General features: G+C 43.6%; 22 protein-coding genes. 7 read left to right on the forward strand and 15 right to left on the reverse strand.

Going from position 1 to position 19,712, the window contains the following annotated elements; all coding sequences use genetic code 11:
* The first annotated feature begins 148 nt into the window (after nt 1–148).
* The 3 genes from ndhL (at nt 149) to trpA (ending at nt 1,886) form a co-directional block, all read left to right on the forward strand.
* The gene (gene ndhL, locus ACE1CM_RS09335) at nt 149–361 is read left to right on the forward strand and encodes an NAD(P)H-quinone oxidoreductase subunit L (RefSeq protein ID WP_226589372.1); all 213 of its coding nucleotides are present in this window, start codon (nt 149–151) and stop codon (nt 359–361) included.
* A 68-nt stretch (nt 362–429) separates the two neighbouring features.
* Entirely contained in the window at nt 430–735 is a 306-nt protein-coding gene (locus ACE1CM_RS09340; protein ID WP_374877134.1) for a DUF3007 family protein, read from the forward strand.
* Nucleotides 736–1,091: 356 nt separating this feature from the next.
* The gene (gene trpA / locus ACE1CM_RS09345; protein ID WP_374877156.1) at nt 1,092–1,886 is read left to right on the forward strand and encodes a tryptophan synthase subunit alpha; all 795 of its coding nucleotides are present in this window, start codon (nt 1,092–1,094) and stop codon (nt 1,884–1,886) included.
* A gap of 116 nt (nt 1,887–2,002) precedes the next feature.
* On the opposite strand, the gene ACE1CM_RS09350 is transcribed toward trpA, so the two are convergent.
* The 3 genes from ACE1CM_RS09350 to ACE1CM_RS09360 all read right to left on the reverse strand — a co-directional run bounded on the left by ACE1CM_RS09350 (nt 2,003) and on the right by ACE1CM_RS09360 (nt 5,807).
* Nucleotides 2,003–2,332, reverse strand: a complete 330-nt coding sequence (locus ACE1CM_RS09350) for a hypothetical protein (RefSeq protein ID WP_374877135.1) — start codon at nt 2,330–2,332, stop codon at nt 2,003–2,005.
* An 89-nt stretch (nt 2,333–2,421) separates the two neighbouring features.
* On the reverse strand, nt 2,422–3,726 hold the full coding sequence (locus ACE1CM_RS09355) for a DUF3466 family protein (RefSeq protein ID WP_374877136.1): 1,305 nt from the start codon (nt 3,724–3,726) through the stop codon (nt 2,422–2,424).
* Nucleotides 3,727–4,553: 827 nt separating this feature from the next.
* Entirely contained in the window at nt 4,554–5,807 is a 1,254-nt protein-coding gene (locus tag ACE1CM_RS09360; protein WP_374877137.1) for a PEP-CTERM sorting domain-containing protein, read from the reverse strand.
* A gap of 560 nt (nt 5,808–6,367) precedes the next feature.
* Between ACE1CM_RS09360 and ACE1CM_RS09365 the strand changes: the two genes are divergently transcribed.
* Complete coding sequence (locus ACE1CM_RS09365) at nt 6,368–7,306, forward strand: all3515 family Zur-repressed PEP-CTERM protein (RefSeq protein ID WP_374877138.1); 939 nt, start codon at nt 6,368–6,370, stop codon at nt 7,304–7,306.
* Between the two features lie 125 nt (nt 7,307–7,431).
* On the opposite strand, the gene ACE1CM_RS09370 is transcribed toward ACE1CM_RS09365, so the two are convergent.
* Nucleotides 7,432–8,136, reverse strand: coding sequence for a TVP38/TMEM64 family protein (locus ACE1CM_RS09370; RefSeq protein ID WP_374877139.1), 705 nt, complete (start codon nt 8,134–8,136; stop codon nt 7,432–7,434).
* Nucleotides 8,137–8,418: 282 nt separating this feature from the next.
* Here ACE1CM_RS09370 and ACE1CM_RS09375 point away from each other — a divergent pair, with 282 nt between their 5' ends.
* Nucleotides 8,419–9,711: an AAA family ATPase gene (locus ACE1CM_RS09375; protein ID WP_374877140.1), complete on the forward strand. Its 1,293-nt coding sequence runs from the start codon at nt 8,419–8,421 to the stop codon at nt 9,709–9,711.
* Nucleotides 9,708–10,700, forward strand: coding sequence for a tetratricopeptide repeat protein (locus ACE1CM_RS09380; RefSeq protein ID WP_374877141.1), 993 nt, complete (start codon nt 9,708–9,710; stop codon nt 10,698–10,700). Before ACE1CM_RS09375 ends, ACE1CM_RS09380 begins: the two co-directional genes overlap by 4 nt.
* 102 nt (nt 10,701–10,802) lie before the next feature.
* On the opposite strand, the gene ACE1CM_RS09385 is transcribed toward ACE1CM_RS09380, so the two are convergent.
* From ACE1CM_RS09385 to ACE1CM_RS09430, 10 genes are all read right to left on the reverse strand, one after another.
* Nucleotides 10,803–10,976, reverse strand: coding sequence for a hypothetical protein (locus ACE1CM_RS09385; RefSeq protein ID WP_374877142.1), 174 nt, complete (start codon nt 10,974–10,976; stop codon nt 10,803–10,805).
* Nucleotides 10,973–11,350: a hypothetical protein gene (locus tag ACE1CM_RS09390; RefSeq protein WP_374877143.1), complete on the reverse strand. Its 378-nt coding sequence runs from the start codon at nt 11,348–11,350 to the stop codon at nt 10,973–10,975. The genes ACE1CM_RS09385 and ACE1CM_RS09390 overlap by 4 nt, the downstream gene beginning before the upstream one ends.
* Before the next feature lie 40 nt (nt 11,351–11,390).
* A complete protein-coding gene (locus tag ACE1CM_RS09395; RefSeq protein WP_374877144.1) occupies nt 11,391–11,975 on the reverse strand; it encodes a Uma2 family endonuclease in 585 nt (194 codons plus the stop codon).
* 171 nt (nt 11,976–12,146) lie between these two features.
* Nucleotides 12,147–12,848: a Uma2 family endonuclease gene (locus tag ACE1CM_RS09400; RefSeq protein ID WP_374877145.1), complete on the reverse strand. Its 702-nt coding sequence runs from the start codon at nt 12,846–12,848 to the stop codon at nt 12,147–12,149.
* A gap of 108 nt (nt 12,849–12,956) precedes the next feature.
* Complete coding sequence (locus tag ACE1CM_RS09405) at nt 12,957–13,217, reverse strand: hypothetical protein (protein ID WP_374877146.1); 261 nt, start codon at nt 13,215–13,217, stop codon at nt 12,957–12,959.
* Between the two features lie 612 nt (nt 13,218–13,829).
* Nucleotides 13,830–14,501: an arsenical resistance protein ArsH gene (gene arsH, locus ACE1CM_RS09410; RefSeq protein ID WP_374877158.1), complete on the reverse strand. Its 672-nt coding sequence runs from the start codon at nt 14,499–14,501 to the stop codon at nt 13,830–13,832.
* 36 nt (nt 14,502–14,537) lie between these two features.
* Nucleotides 14,538–14,933: an arsenate reductase, glutathione/glutaredoxin type gene (gene arsC, locus ACE1CM_RS09415; protein ID WP_374877147.1), complete on the reverse strand. Its 396-nt coding sequence runs from the start codon at nt 14,931–14,933 to the stop codon at nt 14,538–14,540.
* Nucleotides 14,934–15,030: 97 nt separating this feature from the next.
* The gene (gene arsB / locus ACE1CM_RS09420; protein WP_374877148.1) at nt 15,031–16,185 is read right to left on the reverse strand and encodes an ACR3 family arsenite efflux transporter; all 1,155 of its coding nucleotides are present in this window, start codon (nt 16,183–16,185) and stop codon (nt 15,031–15,033) included.
* Between the two features lie 95 nt (nt 16,186–16,280).
* Nucleotides 16,281–17,330: a PstS family phosphate ABC transporter substrate-binding protein gene (locus ACE1CM_RS09425; protein WP_374877149.1), complete on the reverse strand. Its 1,050-nt coding sequence runs from the start codon at nt 17,328–17,330 to the stop codon at nt 16,281–16,283.
* Nucleotides 17,331–17,430: 100 nt separating this feature from the next.
* Nucleotides 17,431–17,760 (reverse strand): ArsR/SmtB family transcription factor, encoded by a 330-nt coding sequence (locus tag ACE1CM_RS09430; RefSeq protein ID WP_374877150.1) that lies wholly within the window; start codon nt 17,758–17,760, stop codon nt 17,431–17,433.
* 95 nt (nt 17,761–17,855) lie between these two features.
* On the opposite strand from ACE1CM_RS09430, the gene ACE1CM_RS09435 reads away from it, so the two are divergent.
* Nucleotides 17,856–18,479: a Uma2 family endonuclease gene (locus ACE1CM_RS09435; protein ID WP_374877151.1), complete on the forward strand. Its 624-nt coding sequence runs from the start codon at nt 17,856–17,858 to the stop codon at nt 18,477–18,479.
* A gap of 6 nt (nt 18,480–18,485) precedes the next feature.
* On the opposite strand, the gene arsS is transcribed toward ACE1CM_RS09435, so the two are convergent.
* Entirely contained in the window at nt 18,486–19,496 is a 1,011-nt protein-coding gene (arsS, locus tag ACE1CM_RS09440) for an arsenosugar biosynthesis radical SAM (seleno)protein ArsS (protein ID WP_374877152.1), read from the reverse strand.
* Between the last annotated feature and the right edge of the window lie 216 nt (nt 19,497–19,712).

Below are 19,712 nucleotides of genomic sequence, written 5' to 3' on the forward strand. Positions count from 1 at the left end.
TGCCGCTGTCGTATCCTGTTCCTTGGCAAGTCTATCCCGCTAGTTAAACTACTGGGGATTCTGTAAAATGAGTGACAGCGTGCATCGGTAGCGATGCCGCATTTGAGGCGAGTCGCGCTTGTTAGTCGTTGCTGCTAGGAAACCTACTATGGTGATTGCACTGCTGTATCTGGTTTTGCTGGGAGCGTATCTCCTGGTTATTCCCTTGGCGTTGTATGTCTACATGCAACTACGCTGGTACGTCGCTAGCTCGTTTGAACGCGGCTTTATGTACTTTCTCGTTTTCTTTTTCTTCCCAGGGTTGTTGCTGCTGGCTCCGTTTTTGAATTTTCGCCCCAAGCGGCGTCAAATCCAAGCCTAGCTATGATTTACCGCCAATCTGGCATGACTTGCCCGGTTGGCGCTTTTCTAGTCTCTCACTAATTGCAAATGCGAAGAATTGACGTTATAGGTATTGGCATCGGCATCTTTGCAGCCGGTGGTTTGGCTTTCTGGGTTTTGCAAGCTGCTGGACTCGATAGCCAACATGCAGGCATCTGGAGTCAGGTTTTGTTGGTTGGTGGGTTAATCGGTTGGTTGCTGACTTACCTGTATCGAGCTGGGACGAAGCAGATGACCTATACTCAGCAACTGAAAAACTATGAGGACGCGGTGTTACAGAAGCGTTTGGCAGAACTTACTCCCGAACAATTGGCGCAGCTTCAAGCCGAAATTGAACAAGAAAAAACTAATTAACTCAAGTTGCTAGTTACATCCAAGGATGCTGGTAATTGGTAATGGGTAATTGGTAATTGTCAAGAGTAGGGGCGCGTTTTACCAACCATTGTGTGTCACCACGAGATATTTCGTTAAACCCGCCCCTACAGGCAATAGACTTCTGCAAAAACTACCCTCAAAGGCAAACAGAATGCCCACCCCACAAGAGTTTTTGCAGAGGTCTAATCCATCCAATCACCAATGACCCATTACCAACGACCAAGAGAAAACAACCTCAAGGGCAGGCTCCAATGCCCACCCCACAAGAGTTTTTGCAGAGGTATAATGACCAATTACCCATTACCCATTACCCATTACCCATTACCGATTATCAAATGACTTTAATTTCCGATCGCTTCGCTGCTTTACGCTCTTCCTCTGGGTGTGCTTTGATTCCTTTTATCACTGCTGGCGACCCAGATTTGCTGACTACCGCTCTTGCTCTACAAGTTTTAGATCAAAACGGTGCCGATATGATTGAACTGGGTGTTCCTTATTCTGACCCCTTAGCCGATGGTCCGGTAATTCAAGCGGCGGCAACTCGCGCTTTGCAAAAGGGTACCCATTTAGATGCCGTGCTGGAGATGGTTTCTGGAATTGCTCCTGGAATGCGATCGCCGATTATCCTCTTCACCTATTACAACCCCATCCTCAATCGTGGCATCGAAACTTTCCTCCACCAACTCTCCAAAGTCGGCGTCAGCGGGTTAGTCGTCCCCGATTTACCTTTGGAAGAATCTGAAGTTTTGCTTAAGCCAGCACAAGAATTGGGCATTGATGTGGTATTATTGGTCGCTCCGACGAGTTCGGCGGAACGGATAGAAGCGATCGCGCAAAAATCCCAAGGCTTTATTTATCTAGTCAGCGTTACCGGCGTCACGGGGATGCGTACCCAAATCGAAAGTCGCGTCCAAGATATCCTCAAACAAATACGCCGCGTCACGGATAAACCCATCGGAGTTGGGTTTGGTATTTCCCAACCAGAACACGCACAACAGGTGAAAGAATGGGGCGCAGACGCAGCAATTGTCGGCAGTGCATTTGTCAAGAGATTAGCAGATGGAATGCCACAGGAAGGGTTGAATTCGATCGCTCAATTTTGTTCTAGTCTCAAAGCAGCGATTGTCTAGTTTGCGATCAGAAACCCGGTTTCTTTGACAAGTAAAGAAAATTGGCGAAGGTATTGTTTGAGAAACCGGGTTTCTTGCTGCGAATATCATGTCGCTTCGCAACGGTTGTGTAACTGCTAATAGCTAATCGCTAATCGCTGCTCTTGGAGGCAATTGACAAGCGAGCAATTAGCAATTAGCCATCCATACACTACCGATCTCTCGCGGACATGATATAAGTCGTCTGTAGGTGTGCAATCAATTAGCTGCCTACAGATTTTTTGTTTGATGTCTAATTCAGGACTTATATCATGTCCGTTGAATTGCCCATAATAAAAACCTTCTCTTGTGCGTTGTCTTGTAGGGAACATCAATTGGTTAAAAGTTTTTTGACGCAGCTGTTGGATGTTCCCTACTCCTAATTTTGGGTAATCAACCGGACATGATATTACGCGCGACCAGGTCATCACCTTTGTTTCGACCTAAATCTCTAGTTCCCAAACCAACGATTTTTCATAGAAACTTTGGTGTTTGCCTAAGTCCTGTAATTATCGATTCATGCTGGGGAACTCTCTACCGCTGCTGTAGCTTTTCGACGGTTACGCCGCCAGAATGAAACCCCACCAATAGCACCAAAGGCTAACAAGCTTAATGCAGTATCAGACTCAGGAACTGACTTCAAAAGGTAAGCACGGGTGCCTGTGCGCGTAACTCCTTGGGCATCAACATAAGTGTAAGTACCGTAAGCGGCAATATCTCCCCGATTATTGATACCTGTTGCCCTAGTCAGCGATACATTGGCACCACCGACTAATAAACTATCGACCAATAAACTATTCAAGTCAGCCATCATCCCATCGTTCCAAATAAAGGCAAGTTCTTGATTGCTACTATTACTTGAAAAGCCAACAACTTGACCTTGATTGTTGATACCGACGGCATTGCGTACTGTGCCACCTAAGCCACCCAAGTCAGTAAAAGCGTTGTTTTGCCATAAGAATGCAGAACTGGTAGCAGTTGCGCCCGAACCATTCGTTAATTGACCAACCACTTGACCGATATCGTTAATCTCTCTGGCAACGCTTTGTTGCGAGCCATTTCTACCTAAATTTGTCAGCACATAATTGCCACTGGCATCCTTTTGCCAGAGTGCTGCACTATTGACCGTTGTATCATTTTGCACGCCATCACCATCTACCGAACCTACTACCTGACCGTTGTCGTTCAGTGCCAAGGCTTGATTGCGATCGCCTCCAATTCCAGGCAAGATTGTGTTGGTGTTGCTGCCATTTTCCCGGTAGATGGCATTTTGTTTTCCTGGCGCAAAAATGTGATACCCTGCGATTTGGTCAACGTTGTTGATATCGGTGAAATAGCTTTCAACGCCACCAAATTCTTCGACTGTCAAGCTATAACCACCGCTACCATTGGGTGTCCAAGTCATCGCGCGATCTGTAGCACCGGGCAATTCATCACCCGTACCAATAATTATTCCATTGTTGTTGAGCGATCGCGCTAACGAACCCCGACCAGGCATTGTCACAGGTTGTCCGTCATTAGGTCCGCCAATTTTGAGTCCGGTTAAGGGCAATGCCGTCATCGTGCCGTTTTGCCAAATATAGCTAGCGTTAGACGAAACGCCAGCGGCATTGACGACATTATACCGACCGACAACTTGTCCCAAATCATTAAGCGAGGTGGCGGTAATCGTTGTGCTGCCCTTATCGAGACTACCGAGGTCAATCCCAGCGTACTTGCTAAATGAGGCGGCGATCGCACTCGTTGATTGAGCGATTCCAACGGTAGCTGCAACTGTCAGCATTACACCAATGCGACCTAGTAAAAATTGGATCTTTGTCAACTTTTCTCCTTTTGCACTCTCTCTAAGTGCTTTTTCTGACTTTTACTCAGGGTTTTCACCAGATATCCGCAAATTATCTACAAATCTGTACTGGGTCATCTGCGTATTTCTCTGTACTTGCCCATGCATCTAAGACTAAATTTAATTAAAACTATTTGCAATAAGCTCTCTGATTATTTCATCAAAAATACATACAACTAACCCGGCTTTTCCGTACTTATGGTGATAAGTAAAATTTATAAATTATATATGCCTTACAGGGTGAGACTTTCAGATCTATTTTTTCCGGAAGCTATCGCCGAAGCAGGGGTTTTCCACCATGTACGCGAGAGCCACCAACCCAGCCGCTTCACCAAAACTTCATAAACTAACTTAATGACGAACAGATCGTCCTTGCTGTTTTGTCAATAGCTATAACTATGTATTGGCAAAGCTTTCAGCTCAATTACCATCGGGGCAATTGCCTCAAATCTTCACGGACGAGGGGCTTTTGAGTTTATTAAGATTTCATAAAAAGATTTTAGTGCCGACTGGGACTTATTGCGAATAAAAGCAACTACTTATTGAAACTGTCGTCAGGTGATTGACGTAGAACTGACGCAGAGAAACCCGGTTTTTACGTAGAAACCGGGTTTCTGGCAATCGGGCGACTTGTTGAATTAGAATCGGTACAGAAACTATTTTTGAATCAGTCTGTAGGTGAGCAATCGATTAGCTGCCTACAGATTTTTTGTCCTCAGTCTAGTTGTCCATTCATGCTTCAAATTGAATTCGATCGTTCTCCTACTTGCACTCACGAATATGTACAACGGTCAAAGATAAAGTGATTAGCCCTGGGATAGGGATGAGCGCGATCGCTGGCGGCGTTGGCGTAAACTTACCAATCCCAGTCCGGTCAAAAATAGCCCTAAAGTTGTTGTTGGTTCGGGAACTTTTTCTAACTTGAGGCTAGCGTCTGTAAGCTTGTTGTCTTGGGCAAAACTTATGGGCGAAACGCTGGCATTCCCCAGGAAACTAGCAGGAGCAAACCCCTTAATTTCAGCCTTAGTTTTTTGAGTCCGATTCACAAAATTGAGAGCGGTAGGCAGGCTATTGCTAGAAAGGGTGTTACCGGGCAGCTTTTCCAGTTTGATCTTGAACTCGGTCACCGCGTTAGTGCCCCCAGAGTTGCCTGTGTTTTTAAACTCCAACTCCACTTTATCTTCTCCAGCTTTATTCTCAACTTTGAGGAAAGCTTGGATTGACGGATCGCTGCTGGAAAAAGTTTGAACAACCGCGTTTGCAGGGTTTTTAACAGAAATGTTAAAGTCCCGCAGTTGATATTTTCCTTTTTGTTTGAGCTCTCCTTCTTCTTCTTCTTCTTCTTCACCTTCTACGTTAGGAGTTGTGGGATCGATGGCAAATGTTCCAGAGTAACTGGCAAACGCACTTGTTGGATCTAATACACCACTGGTCGAGCCATTCAAGGTGTTACTAGCCGCATCAAGTTGTAATGACAGGTTAGTAGCGCCCCCTTCTTTTTCTTGCTTAAATTGAAGGTTGACGGGTAAGTTTGATTTCAATTGGCCTTCAACTTTACCTTTAACTTCTTGATTCTGATTGGTCGAACCGAAGAAATTGAGATCGGTGGGCAAACTATCGCTAGCGAATATGTCATTTGCTAACTTTTTGAACTCGAATTCCAGCTTTTTAATCGTGAAGTCTGGACTGATGCTCTGAGTTTCTTCGATTTTGATTTTGACCTTATCTTCCTTGTCCTTGTTATCAATTTCCAGGAAAGCATTCAGTCCGCTGCCGCTGTTAAATAGCTGCCCTACTACAGCATCAGACGAATCCAATAAAGAAAAGTCGTAACTGAGTAGCCGATATTTTCCTTTATCGGTTTTTTTTGCCTCTAAGTCAGGAGTAGCTGAGTCCAGCGAAAACGTTCCAGAAAATCCAGCAAAGGGAGTTGCCGCATCAAATGTTCCTTTGCCAGAACCCGTAAGTATAGCTGCAACAGCAGGAGATGAGCTTCCTGCAACTGCTAGCGCCGTGCCAAGAGCGATTCCAGCCAGTAGTTGAGTTTTTGTCCATATCATTGTCAATTTTTCCTCTTTTTCACACCGTTTATTCCGGGATCTTACGAGCAAATCGCAAATTTTATACAAGTATGTACTGGGTAATCTGCGTATTTCTCTGTATTTCCGTTATCTCTAAGAATAAATTTAATAAAAAATATTTGCAATTAGCTCGCATAAGTTTTCATCCAAAATACACATAACTGCCCAGGCGCTTCACCAAAACTTTATAAACTAACTTAATGACGAACAGATCGTCGGTGCTGTTTTGTCAACAGCTATAACTATCTATTGGCAAAGATTTGAGGCAATTGCCTCAAATCTTCACGGACGAGGGGCTTTTGAGTTTATTAAGATTTCATAAAAAGATTTTAGTGCTGACTGGGACTTATTGCGAATAAAAGCAACTACTTATTGAAACTGGGGTCAGTTGAGCGAGACGGGTATAGCTGGTGGGTTAGGTATGTGACTGATGTAGAAATTACGCAGACCTGTAGCAATTTTAATGAAATCTTTATACTGACCTAGGGCGATCGCTTTTATGATAATGATTATCATTATAAAAACAAGGACAAAGAATAATGGTGAGGAACAGCCCTAGATTGGGTGTAATTTGTGCTGGCTTTGAACGGCAGAAAAGTGGGTTAATTGGAATTGGTTTATTACTGTCTGTTCCCTTGGCTGCGGGTATTGCAGTCGCGCCAGCATTAGCTGAAGACACAGGTCCGGGATACGAGTTTGACCCTGGGCAAGAGTTTCCAGAGTTTTACATAGGGGTAGATGGGCAGGAGACGCTGACACGGGGGATTTATGCGGGATTGCCGAATCCTAACTACAATCGTCTGACTTTTTTATTTGCTCACCGTGAAGACGATCCCCTGACAAATCACTTTCACGGGATTGGTACATACAGCTACTCAGGGCCGTTTAGCAGTCCTACAATCAACCCAACCAATACCAATAATAGAATCCCCGAAACTTACACGGGATTACCGCCGCTGAAATTGGTTCCGGGGGAAGGAATTTACCAAGGTCGGTTAATTACCATTCCTTCTGGGGAGGAGTACAGCAATTTGCGGATGAAACCCGTTGCCGCGCTGAATAAATCCTCTGAGATCGGCGAACAAATTCTGTTTAATAGTTCTCTTGGTCGTTGGAAAGGATCTTTGGCAGATGCTGAAATCGCACTCGAGTTAGTTGCGATTACCGAGGGTCTAAATATTGCCAACCCATTGGGGGTCGATATTCTCAAAAATGTCGGCGACACTTATACGATTGGCAGGAGAGATGACTTTTCTTTCCTACCAACTTTTTGGTTAGGCGCTGGGGCTAAACCGGGTAAGTATTCCGCTACATTTAAATTATTAGATGTTGGCACGACAGAGGGTAGCACAGCTTTTCAAGAGTCCGGTACGTTCAATTTGGATTTTGAGAAAGTCCCGGAACCTTCAACGGTTTTGGGGTTGGGGTTATTAGGTTTGATGGCAGTGATGCGATCGCTTGCCCAAAAAGCCAGCTAAAAACAAATTCCCCGTTGTGAGATTGGTAATTGGTAATTGGTAATTGGTAATTGGTAATTGGTAATTGGATTCGCTTGACAATTACCCATTACCCTAGTTCCCACGGCTCCTGCCTGGGAACGTCATTACTTATTACCATTAATACGCTTTAACAAAATTGGCATTGCAGATAATATTGCCAACGCGGCTAAAGCACCTACCAATTGCCAAGGTGGGCCACCATTTAATGCTTGGATTCCGCCTTGACCGAGCCAATTATAAGCAAAACTTCCGGGTATAATTCCAATCGCGGTTGCCAGGATATAAGTCGGTAACTTAATTGGCGTTAAACCTAATAAATAGTTAACCGCGTTGAAGGGAAACACGGGTGCGAGGCGAATCGAAAGGGCAAACCAAAAGCCATCTTGTTCGATTCCTTGACTTAATTGTCGCAAGCGATCGCCTTTCTCAAACTGCCTTTTAGCCCAGTCAAAAGCCACAAATCTCGCGACTAAAAAAGCACCCGTCGCCCCCAAAGTTGCGCCTATAACCGTCCACAACGTGCCTAAAAATGGCCCAAATAATGCCCCCGAAGATAGGGTTAAAATTGTCCCCGGAATGCCGAATACAGTGGCAATAAAATAGATGCCGATATATCCCAAAGGTGCAAAAACACCTAACTCAGTTTTGAGTAATTGCAGATTTTCCGGTCGAATCCAGGAACCAGCTGGCGTGACTTTAAATAAAATAATGGCATCCACGAGGATAAATAGCCCCAAAGCCAAACGCACCCAGGAATATTTGTTTTTGGGCTTCGGCTGATTTTCCGTTGGTAAATTTGAGTCATTCATAGCTTTTTTAAACCTTCTTCTTTAAAGCCCCCCTTGGCAAGGGGGGTTTGGGGGGATCGATTAAGCCCCCCTTGGCAAGGGGGGTTTGGGGGGATCGATTAAGCCCCCCTTGGCAAGGGGGGTTGGGGGGATCGATTAAGCCCCCCTTGGCAAGGGGGGTTGGGGGGGATCGGTTTTATAACTAGCAAGTTGAGTTAAATAGCGAATCGCTAGCCTTATTCTAATCCCATACATCCAATTTGCGGTATAATTAAACCCCATAGTCATATACAAATTATTCCCATGTCTGGAGATTTATTAAAGACATTTCAGGAAGCTTATAGAAATTTGGAACTTTTGCCACTTTTGGATCGAAAAGATCTAGATAGATTTCGCGTAGATTATGGGAACGATATTATTGAAGAATTAGAGCAACTGGTTGAAGATAGTCCTTCCGGGGATGGCAAGATTATCTTTACCGGACATCGCGGTAGCGGGAAATCTACTTTACTCGCTGAATTTGCGCGCAGGTGCGTTGACAAATATTTTGTGGTGTTCTTTTCCATCTCAGACACTATTGAAATGTCGGATGTGAACCATATCAATATTTTGTTTGCTATTGCGGTTAATTTAATGACTGAGGCTGAGAAAAACCAAGTTCAGATTCCCGAATCGACAAAAAAGGCTTTTTATAAATGGTTTGCCACCAAAACTCGGAGCGAAGAAGAAAAGTTTGAAGCAGAAACATCCGTTGGGTTTGATTTATTTAAGCTGATTAAGGGTAAGCTGAAAGCAGATGCGGTAGTGCGTCAGGAAATTAAGCAGGAATTTGAACGAAAAATTTCCGAATTGGTGGCGCGAATTAATGAAATTGCAGCATCGATTTACGGTGCTAGTAAGAAAGAAATATTGGTAATTATCGATGACTTGGATAAACTGGAGTTAGGGCGAGTTAACGAGATTTATCGAGACAACATTAAAGCCTTGTGTCAGCCTAACTTTCGCGTGATTTATACAGTTCCGATTGCGGTTTTGCGGGATAAGTTTCTTAGACCTTTGATTGAGACGGAAACTAACGATCAAATTGTCACAATGCCTGTAATCAAGTTATTTAACAAAGGAGAAAATCGCCTCGCTGGTGCAGTGCCTTTGGTTGAAGCTACGGATATTTTGTGTCAAATTTTAACCAAGCGGATTTCAAGTCAATTATTAGAAACGCAGACGGCAGAACAAATTGTGATAATGAGTGGTGGGTTGTTGCGAGAATTGATTCGGATTGCGAATGAATGTTGTCGCATTTGTTGGCGATTAGTGAGGCGACAACCGCATCAAACCGATTTAAAGATTAATGATGAGATTCTAGACCAAGCTGTTAATAATATCCGCAATGATTTGGGGATGAATTTGGGTAAGGTGGATTATGGAATTCTGCAAGAAGTTTATCACCAATTTGCCCGCAACGATCCCAGGCAGCCAGAGTTTTTAGATTTGCTGCACGGACTGTCTGTTTTAGAATATAGCGCTAGTAACGAGCGGATTTGGTACGATGTTCACCCCATTGTAGTCGAGTTATTGAAAGAACAGGGGTTGATATGATTAATTCAGATAGCGTTGATATTGAGAGTGAAAATCAGGACAATTATGACGATTTGGTCGGGACGATTGAAGCAAGTCAGGGAATCCTGGCTTTACTGATTGCTGTCTGCGATAATGGCGATTTTCGCGACGAGATTATTGCCCGATATGAAGCAGAATTACAGCCAGAAATTCGTCCCTATCGGCTGAAATTGGCGCGGGGTGAACCGAGTCTAAAAGCGGCAATTGCCGAATTGGTAGAAAAGGATGAATATCTCCAACATGGTGGAAAAGCGGTTTTGACGGTGACGGGGGCGGAACAACTTTATTCGCTGAAGTTGGGGAAGGAACAATCGGAACAGGAAATATTTTTCGGGTACTTACAATGGACGCGGGAAGGGTTGCGCGAGTTTCCCTATCCGATTGTACTTTGGGTGACGCAGCAAATGCTGGTGAATTTGAGTAAAAAAGCACCGGATTTTTGGAGTTGGCGCAAGGGTGTATTTCGGTTTCAGTCGCGCAAGGTAGGAGTGGTTGCTAGTAGAGAGATTGAAGATTTTCGTCCGTTTCTGAAAGAGGATTTACCTGTTGAGGATGAGTCTTATTTCCTGCCGTTAGAAGACTTGCAACAACTGATTCAACAAATTGAACGAGAACGCGGTGCGAAAGACCCGATTTTGGTGACTTTGTATGCCAGTATGGGGAAAATTTATTACAACAGATTGCAAGAGGGGAAGGATTTAGATTATCAGAGAGAACAAGCACTGGCAATTGAGTATTTTCGCAAGGCGATTGAGTTGCAAAAAGAGCTAGGTTTGGAAGCAGATTTAGCCACAAATCTCAGTTATCTGGCAGGACTCTACGATTCTCAAGGAAGGTACAGCGAAGCGGAACCCTTGTACTTGCAAGCTTTAGAACTAGCAGAACGAGTTTTAGGAGTTAATCATCCCAGTACTGTTACCATCCGCGAAAATCTGGCAATTCTTCAAGCTGAGATGGAGGAAGCATAATAGTACCCAATTTAGCGTGCTGCGTCTCTATCGCAATGCGATCGCCTCCCTCAAAACTCAGTCCTATAAAGCGAGCGATCGCCCCCAGTTAACCAGATAATATTAGCATTTATCTGTTGCTTCTAGATTAGCTTCATGCAAACGTTTTTGATATTTCAAAGATATTGCCGTTGCCAAATCGCTCATTTCTTTAGCTTTCTGTTCCGCTAGTTTGGCAATTTGCAAAATTTCTTCCAGTTCTGCTTGTTGCTTGTCAGTTAAAGATTGTTGAGTCATCTCAAGTTATCCAAACGAGTTATAACGGTATTAACCAACATTTTAGTCTCTAGCACCCTTCCTAGCAACTCTGCTAAATCTTCTCCTGCTTCTTGAATTACTTGCGATCGCACATTTTCTGGCGAAATGCTTTCAACGGTAGTCTGGATGCGTCTTCTGGAATTTTCTACGAATAATAACGCATTACTGAGAGTCGCAAACAATCCAATCAGGGTAACATTGTCTGAAAAACGTAACAATAGGCTTCTGACGATGTTAGAAGCTTCACTTGCTTCTCGCTCAATTTGAGCTAGTTCTTGATTTAGTCTGTCAATCAGAGCTTGGACTTCTGAGGGAATAGCCATATTTGCCTTAATTTTATTATAAATCGGCATACCGATCGAACTTAATCAGCATACCGTGACAAGAAGCGCTTTAGCTTTCTTCCTCTTCAGATTCTAATACCACATCTTCATATAGAAGCGCGATCGCACACCGAAAATCAACGCTACTTAGATAAACCTCATCTCCTTCTGCATAAGTATAAAGTTCCCAAATTCCTCTATCATTTATTCGGAAAACTTCGACGCTCATTTGTTCCGCACCGATCAAAACGTATTCTCTGAGAGTGGAAATGCGGCGATATTGTTTGAATTTTTTACCGCGATCGAAACTTTCCGTACTCGGAGAAAGAACCTCGACAATTAGACAGGGATGATAAATAATCTTGCGTGCCTTTCTATCCCTTTCGTCGCAAGTTACCGTCACATCAGGATAGTGAAAAGATACATTTTCAGATACACCCAGTTTGACATCTATGGCATAAACTCGGCAAGCACCGCCTCGGAGATGATTTTTAAGCGCAGTTATTAGGTTTCCAATTATATAATTGTGAGTCAGGTTTTGCTCAGGTCTGGCAAACACTTCGCCGTTGATATATTCATATTTAATTGGTTGCTTTTCTTCCCATTCTAGATATTCTTGGGGACTCATGTATTTAGGATCTGGAATAGCTACCATAGTAAACCTCGTTATGCAGTTGATATCATTCCTCTATGCTAAGCGATACGTGCTGTCGCACAGGCTACCGCCAACGCATAAATGCCCGGAGATAAAGAGCGGGCTAAGAGCTAAAACCATTTATTTCATGGCTGCTCTTTGCTAGATGCGAATTAAGCGATCGCATTATCCCTAACCATTCAATTGTTCCACAAAAGCTTGATGTTCGGGCGTTGCCAACCCCATCTGCAATACCGATTGAACTTCGCCTAAATCCCCCCCAATTAAAGCGGGAACTGATAACCATAAACCTGGGAAAACTTCGCTTCTAACAATTCCCGATGCATCTGCTGATAGAGCAACGTATTCACCTTCTCTTAAACGAAACCAATCGACTCTTTGGTTGTAAACTTGCCAAATCAGATATTCTTGAACCCCGTTGCGCTGATAGACTCTTAATTTTTCTCGCAAGTCATAGGAAGCGCTACTCGCTGCTATTTCTGCAATAAATTCAGGCGCACCTTCTACGTAATTATCTTCGCTGATTGTTGATTGTCCGCCTACTTCAATTCGCAGCAGTACATCGGGTTGAGGTTCGTTATCTGGATCTAGGCGCACTGTGGTATTATCTGCTAGACCAACCCCAGGTGTAGCTACCCTGTAAGCAAACAACCATCCAATAATATAAGCATGTGGTGTGCCGTGGATAACTCGAACTGGCGATCCCATGTACACAACTCCTTCGATTAATTCGGCTTTCTTCAAGTTAGGCATGGCATCGTAGCGACGTTCAAATTCAGCGCGAGTGATGCGATCGCCATTTTCCAGCGGTAATATTTTCGGCACTATTCCTGTCACGATTCGACCCTCAACCTTTTGTTCTGATTTTGGCATATTGCTTTTTGTCCTGCTAAGAGCTAATGGCTAATTGCAGATTAAAGTTAAATCTAAAATTAGCCATTAGCCATTAGCCATTAACTAAGCAACTTGCGTTACTAAAATTTATCGTCCCGATGAGCGATCGCCTTCTTGTCGGTTGCGATAGCGTACCAGAATCGTCACCAACTCGCCTGGATAATTGGCTGCGGGTTGGACATCTGCCCAGTCGTCTACCTCCGCAAATTCTTTTTGATACAACGAGAGGACTGTTTCTCGGATTCCGGCGTAGGAACTGATGATTAGAATTCGCACAGCTTCCCGTTGCGGTTCTGGCGATTCGGGATTAGAACTGTCCGATCCGAATGAGTCTGAACGAAATGCCATGATATTTACTCCGATTTTTGGTGTGAAAATTCCAAAAATCTAGCCAACCCGCACGGCAGCACAAAGCAAGGTGGCTCCAGAGAATGTTAAAATTCTCAATTAGCCTCCCGACTGTTTTTGGCAGTTTGGGTGGTCATGCTATCCTCTGCTGCTCTAACAGCTCTGGATAGCGGTTCTAGGTTTTTGGTCGATATCGGTTGCTTGGCTTTGAGTTGGCTGGCAACCGATAACCAAACACCCTACCGCAACAGTGGATGCTTGTCAAGATATTTTAGATTGAAGAATTGCAGATTTTAGATTTTGGATTAATTCTGCTAAAAAGATGGCATCTGAAATTAGTTTTGTAGATTGTGCGTTCGCGCAGCCTGTCGGAGGCATATCGCGTAGCGTGTCGGAGGCATAAGCTGCTACGCACCTAATTTGAGAGCAAAGTTTCCTTTCTTCTTCAGGACTTACGCAAAGGATCTAGATGTAGGGTGCGTTAGCGCTAGCGTAACGCACCACAACCACTACATATGGTATTGCTGCGTAAGTCCTGTTCTTGTGGGGTGGGCCGGAAAGCCCGCCCCTTTATTGGATTTAAATGCGTAGCAGCTTATCAAGCGATCGCACTTAAATATTTTTACCAGAATTAACTTCAAAAGCGCTATTAGCGACTTGAATTATCTGCTGGGCGGCTTTTTCTTTGCGTTCGCTGTAGCGGTCGGTGAGATAATCTACTTGATCGCGCAGAAGCATCGTAAACTTGTACAATTCTTCCATTACGTCGATGACGCGATCGCGATAGGAAGAATCTTTCATCGTCCCATCTTCGTTAAATTCCTGATAAGCTTTCGCCACGGAAGATTGATTCGGAATTGTAAACATCCGCATCCAGCGGCCTAAAATTCGCAGGGTATTAACCGCATTAAAAGACTGGGAACCTCCGCTAACTTGCATCACAGCTAAAGTTCTACCTTGGGTTGGTCTAACAGCGCCGACACTCAAGGGAATCCAATCAATTTGGTTTTTCATAATCCCAGAAATATTGCCGTGCATTTCTGGACTCGACCACACTTGACCCTCAGACCATAAACTTAATTCTCGTAACTCCTGAACTTTGGGATGACTGGCGTCTACGCTGCCATAAATTGGTAACTCGCGAGGGTCAAAAAACCGAGTTTCTGCGCCAAATTCCTCGATAATTCTCGCCGCTTCTTCGGCTAACAAGCGGCTGTAGGAGCGATCGCGCAACGAGCCGTATAAAAATAAGATTCTCGGTTTGTGGTCGAAGGTTTGTGTCATTTGGGTCAAAAATTAATCAATCGAATTAGATTTGAGCTAGCTGAGGGTTTCGATTAGTTTTACCACTCGTTCTTTAATTTCATCTCGCACGCGATGAAAGGTTTCTAGCGGTTGTCCATCGGGGTCATCTAGTTGCCAATCTTCAAACACTTCTCGCATTACCCATGCTTCGGGTAAATTAACGCCGCATCCGCATAAGGAAATTACAGCATCGTAGTCTTCTGCTTGGAAATCGCTTAAAGGGTCAGATGTCTGATTGGTAATATCAATGCCAATTTCCGACATGACTTGAATCGCTGTCGGATGAACTTTGCTAGCTTCTAATCCGGAACTGGTGACGGCAATTTTCCCTTCTCCTAAAGTACGAGCAAATCCTTCTGCCATTTGGGAACGGCAGGAGTTTCTCTTGCATACAAACATGACTTTTTTCATGGTGTCTCCCACATTTATTATCCGATTTAAAGTAATTTAATCGCAAGTTATCTCTGTGCTTTCTCCTGATTAAAACTCATCAAGCGGGTAAATTTTACTACCCGCTTATCCTCAAACAGCGGGGATCGCGCAATGTAGCTTTTTCCGGTTCTCGCGGGAACCAAAATGCAGTCCGCTTACATATTTCAACCAACATCAACATCACTGGTACTTCGATTAAAACACCAACCACAGTGGCTAGTGCGGCACCGGAATTTAAGCCAAATAGCGTCACTGCTGTGGCGATCGCAACTTCAAAATGGTTGCTGGCTCCAATTAATGCAGCGGGTGCTGAATCCTCATAAGACAGCTTCAGCTTTAAAGCCGCAACATAACCAATCAAAAAAATGAAATTAGTTTGAATGAACAGCGGCACAGCAATCAATAAAATGTGCAGCGGATTATTGACAATCAATTCCCCTTTGAAGGCAAACAGCAATACGAGGGTAATCAGAAGGGCAGAAATTGCAATCGGATTGAGATAGTGCAAAAATTTTTGCTCAAACCATCTTTTGCCTTTGTATTTGAAAATCCAATAACGGCTGTACATTCCAGCGGCTAGTGGTAAGCCAACATAAATCAAAACTGACAAGACTATTGTCTGCCAAGGCACTAACAAATTATTAGCTGCTAGCAGCCATCGACCTAACGGTGCATATAAAAACAGCATCGTTAGCGAGTTGACTGCCACCATTACCAAGGTGTGTCCTTGATTGCTATAGGATAAGTAGCCCCACATTAATACCATTGCCGTACAAGGAGCAATTCCCAACAAAATTGTCCCGGCAATGTAAGAGTCTGCTAGCGAGACTTCACTGCCTCTAATTAGCTCTGTTCCCGCAATCAGCGGACGAAATAGCCACCCCAAAAAAAACTGAGCGAATGCCACCATTGTAAATGGTTTAATTAACCAATTTACTACCAGAGTTAGAATGACTGACTTAGGCGCGCGGACGGCATTGACTGCTTGGGTAAAATCAATTTTTACCATGATGGGATACATCATGAAAAACAAGCAGATGGCGATTGGAATCGACACCTGATAGATGCTCATTGCATCGAGGGTAACAGCAACTTTTGGGAACAATCGTCCTAAAGTAATGCCAGCCGCAATACACAAAAATACCCAAACAGTGAGATATTTTTCAAAAAAACTGAGATTGCTCCCGGCTTCAACATGCGATGTCTCGGCCTGATGATTCCCGCTACTCATTATGATTGTCCTACGATCAACAATGTTATTGTTACAAAAAATTTTGATTTGTCAAGCACCTGCATTAACAACCTGGGGCAGCTATAAGCGGAAAGCTAGAATTGTTTGGTTTTCCGCAGTAACTCGCCAATCGTCAAATTGAGTTCTGCTTTCCCCTCAAATACGGTTCCTACTTTTCCCGTCTCCAGATGAATTTTAGCAATGTGATAGCCTTCTTCTGGTAGGGGAATGTAGTTCACCTCTTCAACTACTTTATTGGCATTTTGGAGGTAGAACTTGACGAACTCGCGCACCTCTGGTTTCTTCTGGCTAGATTGGGCGTTGACGTAAATAAACAAAGGTCGCGCCAGAGGTTGATACTGGGCTTTTTCTACTGTCTGGCGAGTTGGCAGAATTGCCCCTTTGCCGCTATCAATTGCCAAAGCTTTTAACTTATCTTGGTTGTCTTCAAAATAACTCCAACCAAAATAACCTAATGCATTGGAATCTTTGGCAACTCCCTGCACTAAAACGCTATCATCTTCACTAGCCGTATAATCGTTTCGGCTGGCTCTAGATTGACCAGTTACGGCTTCTGTAAAGTAATCAAACGTACCGGAATCTTTCCCCGCACCATAAAGGTTAATCGGTCGATCTGGCCAGGATGAACGAATTTGATTCCATTTAGTAATTTTCCCTTCAGCGGCGGGTTCCCAAAGCTTTTTCAACTCTTCTCTGGTGATATCGGTTGCCCAATTATTTTGGGGATTAACAACTACAGTTAGGGCGTCAAAAGCAACAGGTAATTCGATAAATCTGACGCCAGCTTGGTTGCAAGCTTTCATCTCTTCGGCATTGATGGGACGGGAAGCATTACTGATATCTGTTTCCCCCGCGCAGAATTTTCTGAATCCCGCCGTAGTGCCAGAAAACGCAGATTGGATATTAATTTTGTTCGCTTTTGTTTTGTTATATTCTTTGGCGATCGCATCCGTAATTGGAAACACCGTACTCGACCCATCGATCTTAATTGTGGGCGCGCTTCCCCCCGCTACGGCCAAGTTTGCATTTGAGTTAGTTGGCGTTGAGCAACTGGTCGTTAATACCAGAATCCCTAGCGCGAATAATAACGGCTTTGCTGTTACATTCATTTGCCTAGCCCTCATCAGTTATAGGGTCATACTCTTATCATTTCAAAAAAACTTGATTTGTCAAGGGCTAAAACTAAAAAAAGGGTGAAAAACATTGTTAATAAATACAAAGAAATTAAGGATTGTCTTGACAAGAGCGAGCTGGCAAGATATTACTGAAGCGACGAAAGTCTGCCAGATATTGCTCCAGAACGACAAATTGAGCCAGATTTAGACTGTAGTAGATCCAGCGACCTTCTTGACGCGATCGCACCAAACCAGCTTCTTTTAAGGTTTTCAGGTGGAAAGACAGCTTAGACTGAGTTACGCCCAATTTCTCGCACAACTCGCAAACGCAGAGTTCTTGGGATTTTAGCAGATCGAGTACCTTTAACCGCAGCGGTTCCGAAAGCGCGTGAAAACCGCAGGTAATTAAGTCTATTTCGGTTGTAGCGGGTGCAGTCATCGATTTTTGTTAAAATTTTAGTTGACATCTTTATCTTAACCGCATCTTAATTTAGCAACCGGGATGGTAATTTTTAGTTGAATGAGACAATCGCCATGTACGCAACAGTTACAAAGCCATTGACCTTTGAGGAGTTTCTCGCCTGGGATGACGGTTCGGGCAGAGACTTTGAGTTAATTGATGGAGTTCGGGTGCCATTATCCGAACCAAATGCTAACCATGAAGATTTGATACAGCGACTTTGTGCCTGCCTCGAAGCTCACTGTTTGGAAGCAGATCTTCCTTATGTTTCTAGACAGTCTAAACAGGTTCGGCTCAAAACCGCACCAGACGAGAAAGAAAAAAGCCGTAAAGCAGATATTGTAATTTTTGCCAAAGAAGAATGGCAGCGCATGAAAGGTAATTCTAGTTCTGCTGCTGCTTACATTCCGCCGCCAGGAATCATTGAGGTAGTTAGTACAAATTGGAAAGATGACTATCTCACCAAACTTGCTGAATATGAGGATTTAGGAGTTTTAGAGTACATAATTGTGGACTACGCTGCCTATGGCGGAACTCGTTTTATCGGTTCGCCAAAGCAGCCAACAATTACGATTTATCAATTGGAGAATGGTGAATATTTGCCAGGTAAGATTTTTAGAGAGCAAGAGCGAATTGAGTCCCGCTTGTTTCCCAATTTAACTCTTACAGCCGAACAGATTTTTGCAATGAGTAGGTGAGCAAGCTCAAACCAACGCGCCGCCGCAACTGGAACCGCACCCCGCCGTGCAACCATAACAGTAGAGTGCTGTTTGAATCTCGTCAATTAAATCTAAACTACCAGCTGCCAGCAATTTGGAAACGGTTAGAGTTTCACCGCTAGGGAGTTTGGCGGGTAAATTTTCCATCTGGTTAAAGTCGCAGTCGTATATATTACCTAAATGATCGATAGAAAGTTCATCTCGACACATTAAATTTTCCACGGTATCGGAATTGAAGTTTGATTCTAAAAAGTGTAAGTAAGGCTTAGATAACTTTCGATGTTCCAGATGAAACTTAGTGCGCCCGACGGGTAAATTGGTAATCGTAAACAGGTTGTTGAAAGCAATGCCAAAATGCTCTTTCAGGTATGCTTTGTAATCTTGTTCTAACTTGACTTGATTGGGAGTCAAGGAAAAAGTATCTGTGGTGGGAACTTGCGGGTTATAAACTAAATCTAAAATTAAGTCTGGGTTTTGACCGTATCCCAATTGATTTAGCAATTGCAGCGCCCGAATTGAGTTATTATAAACCCCATTTCCGCGCATTTTATCGACGTTATCTTCTAAATAGCAGGGAAGAGAAGCAACTATTCTCAGTTGATGGTTGGCGCAATATTCAGGAATATCTTCAAAACCTAGTTCAAAATAAATAGTTAGATTAGAACGGACAATGACTTGCTTTCCAGTTTTTCGCGCTGCTTCTGCTAGCGGTTTGAAACCATAAAGCATTTCCGGCGCGCCGCCAGTTAAGTCAACTATTTTGATTTGCGGAAATTTATATATAAGCTCAATTAGCTGGTCGCAAATTTCTGGGGAAAGTTCTTCGGTTCGCTTAGGACTGGCTTCTACATGGCAGTGATTGCAAGCTAAGTTGCAGCGCTTGCCTAAGTTAATTTGCAAAACGGAGATCTGACGCTTGGTTAGGGCAGACTTAAGCTTTTTGCGAAAGGGTGCGATCGCTAAATTAGAATTGGGTTTTACCGAGTCTGTTTGCATGATGATTTACGGTTAATAGTTCGCTCTTTATTTTAACTGATACAAGACTTACGCAAAGTTTCTATATGTAACTCAAGTTGCTATTTATAAAAGCGATCCCCCCAACCCCCCTTCCCAAGGGGGGCTTAAGAGAAGGTAAGGGGGATTTCTTCCCTGTTTCTATATGTAACTCAAGTTGCTATTTATAAAATCGATCCCCCCAACCCCCCTTCCCAA

This window comes from Microseira sp. BLCC-F43 (assembly GCF_041929235.1).
GTDB lineage: Bacteria > Cyanobacteriota > Cyanobacteriia > Cyanobacteriales > Aerosakkonemataceae > Microseira.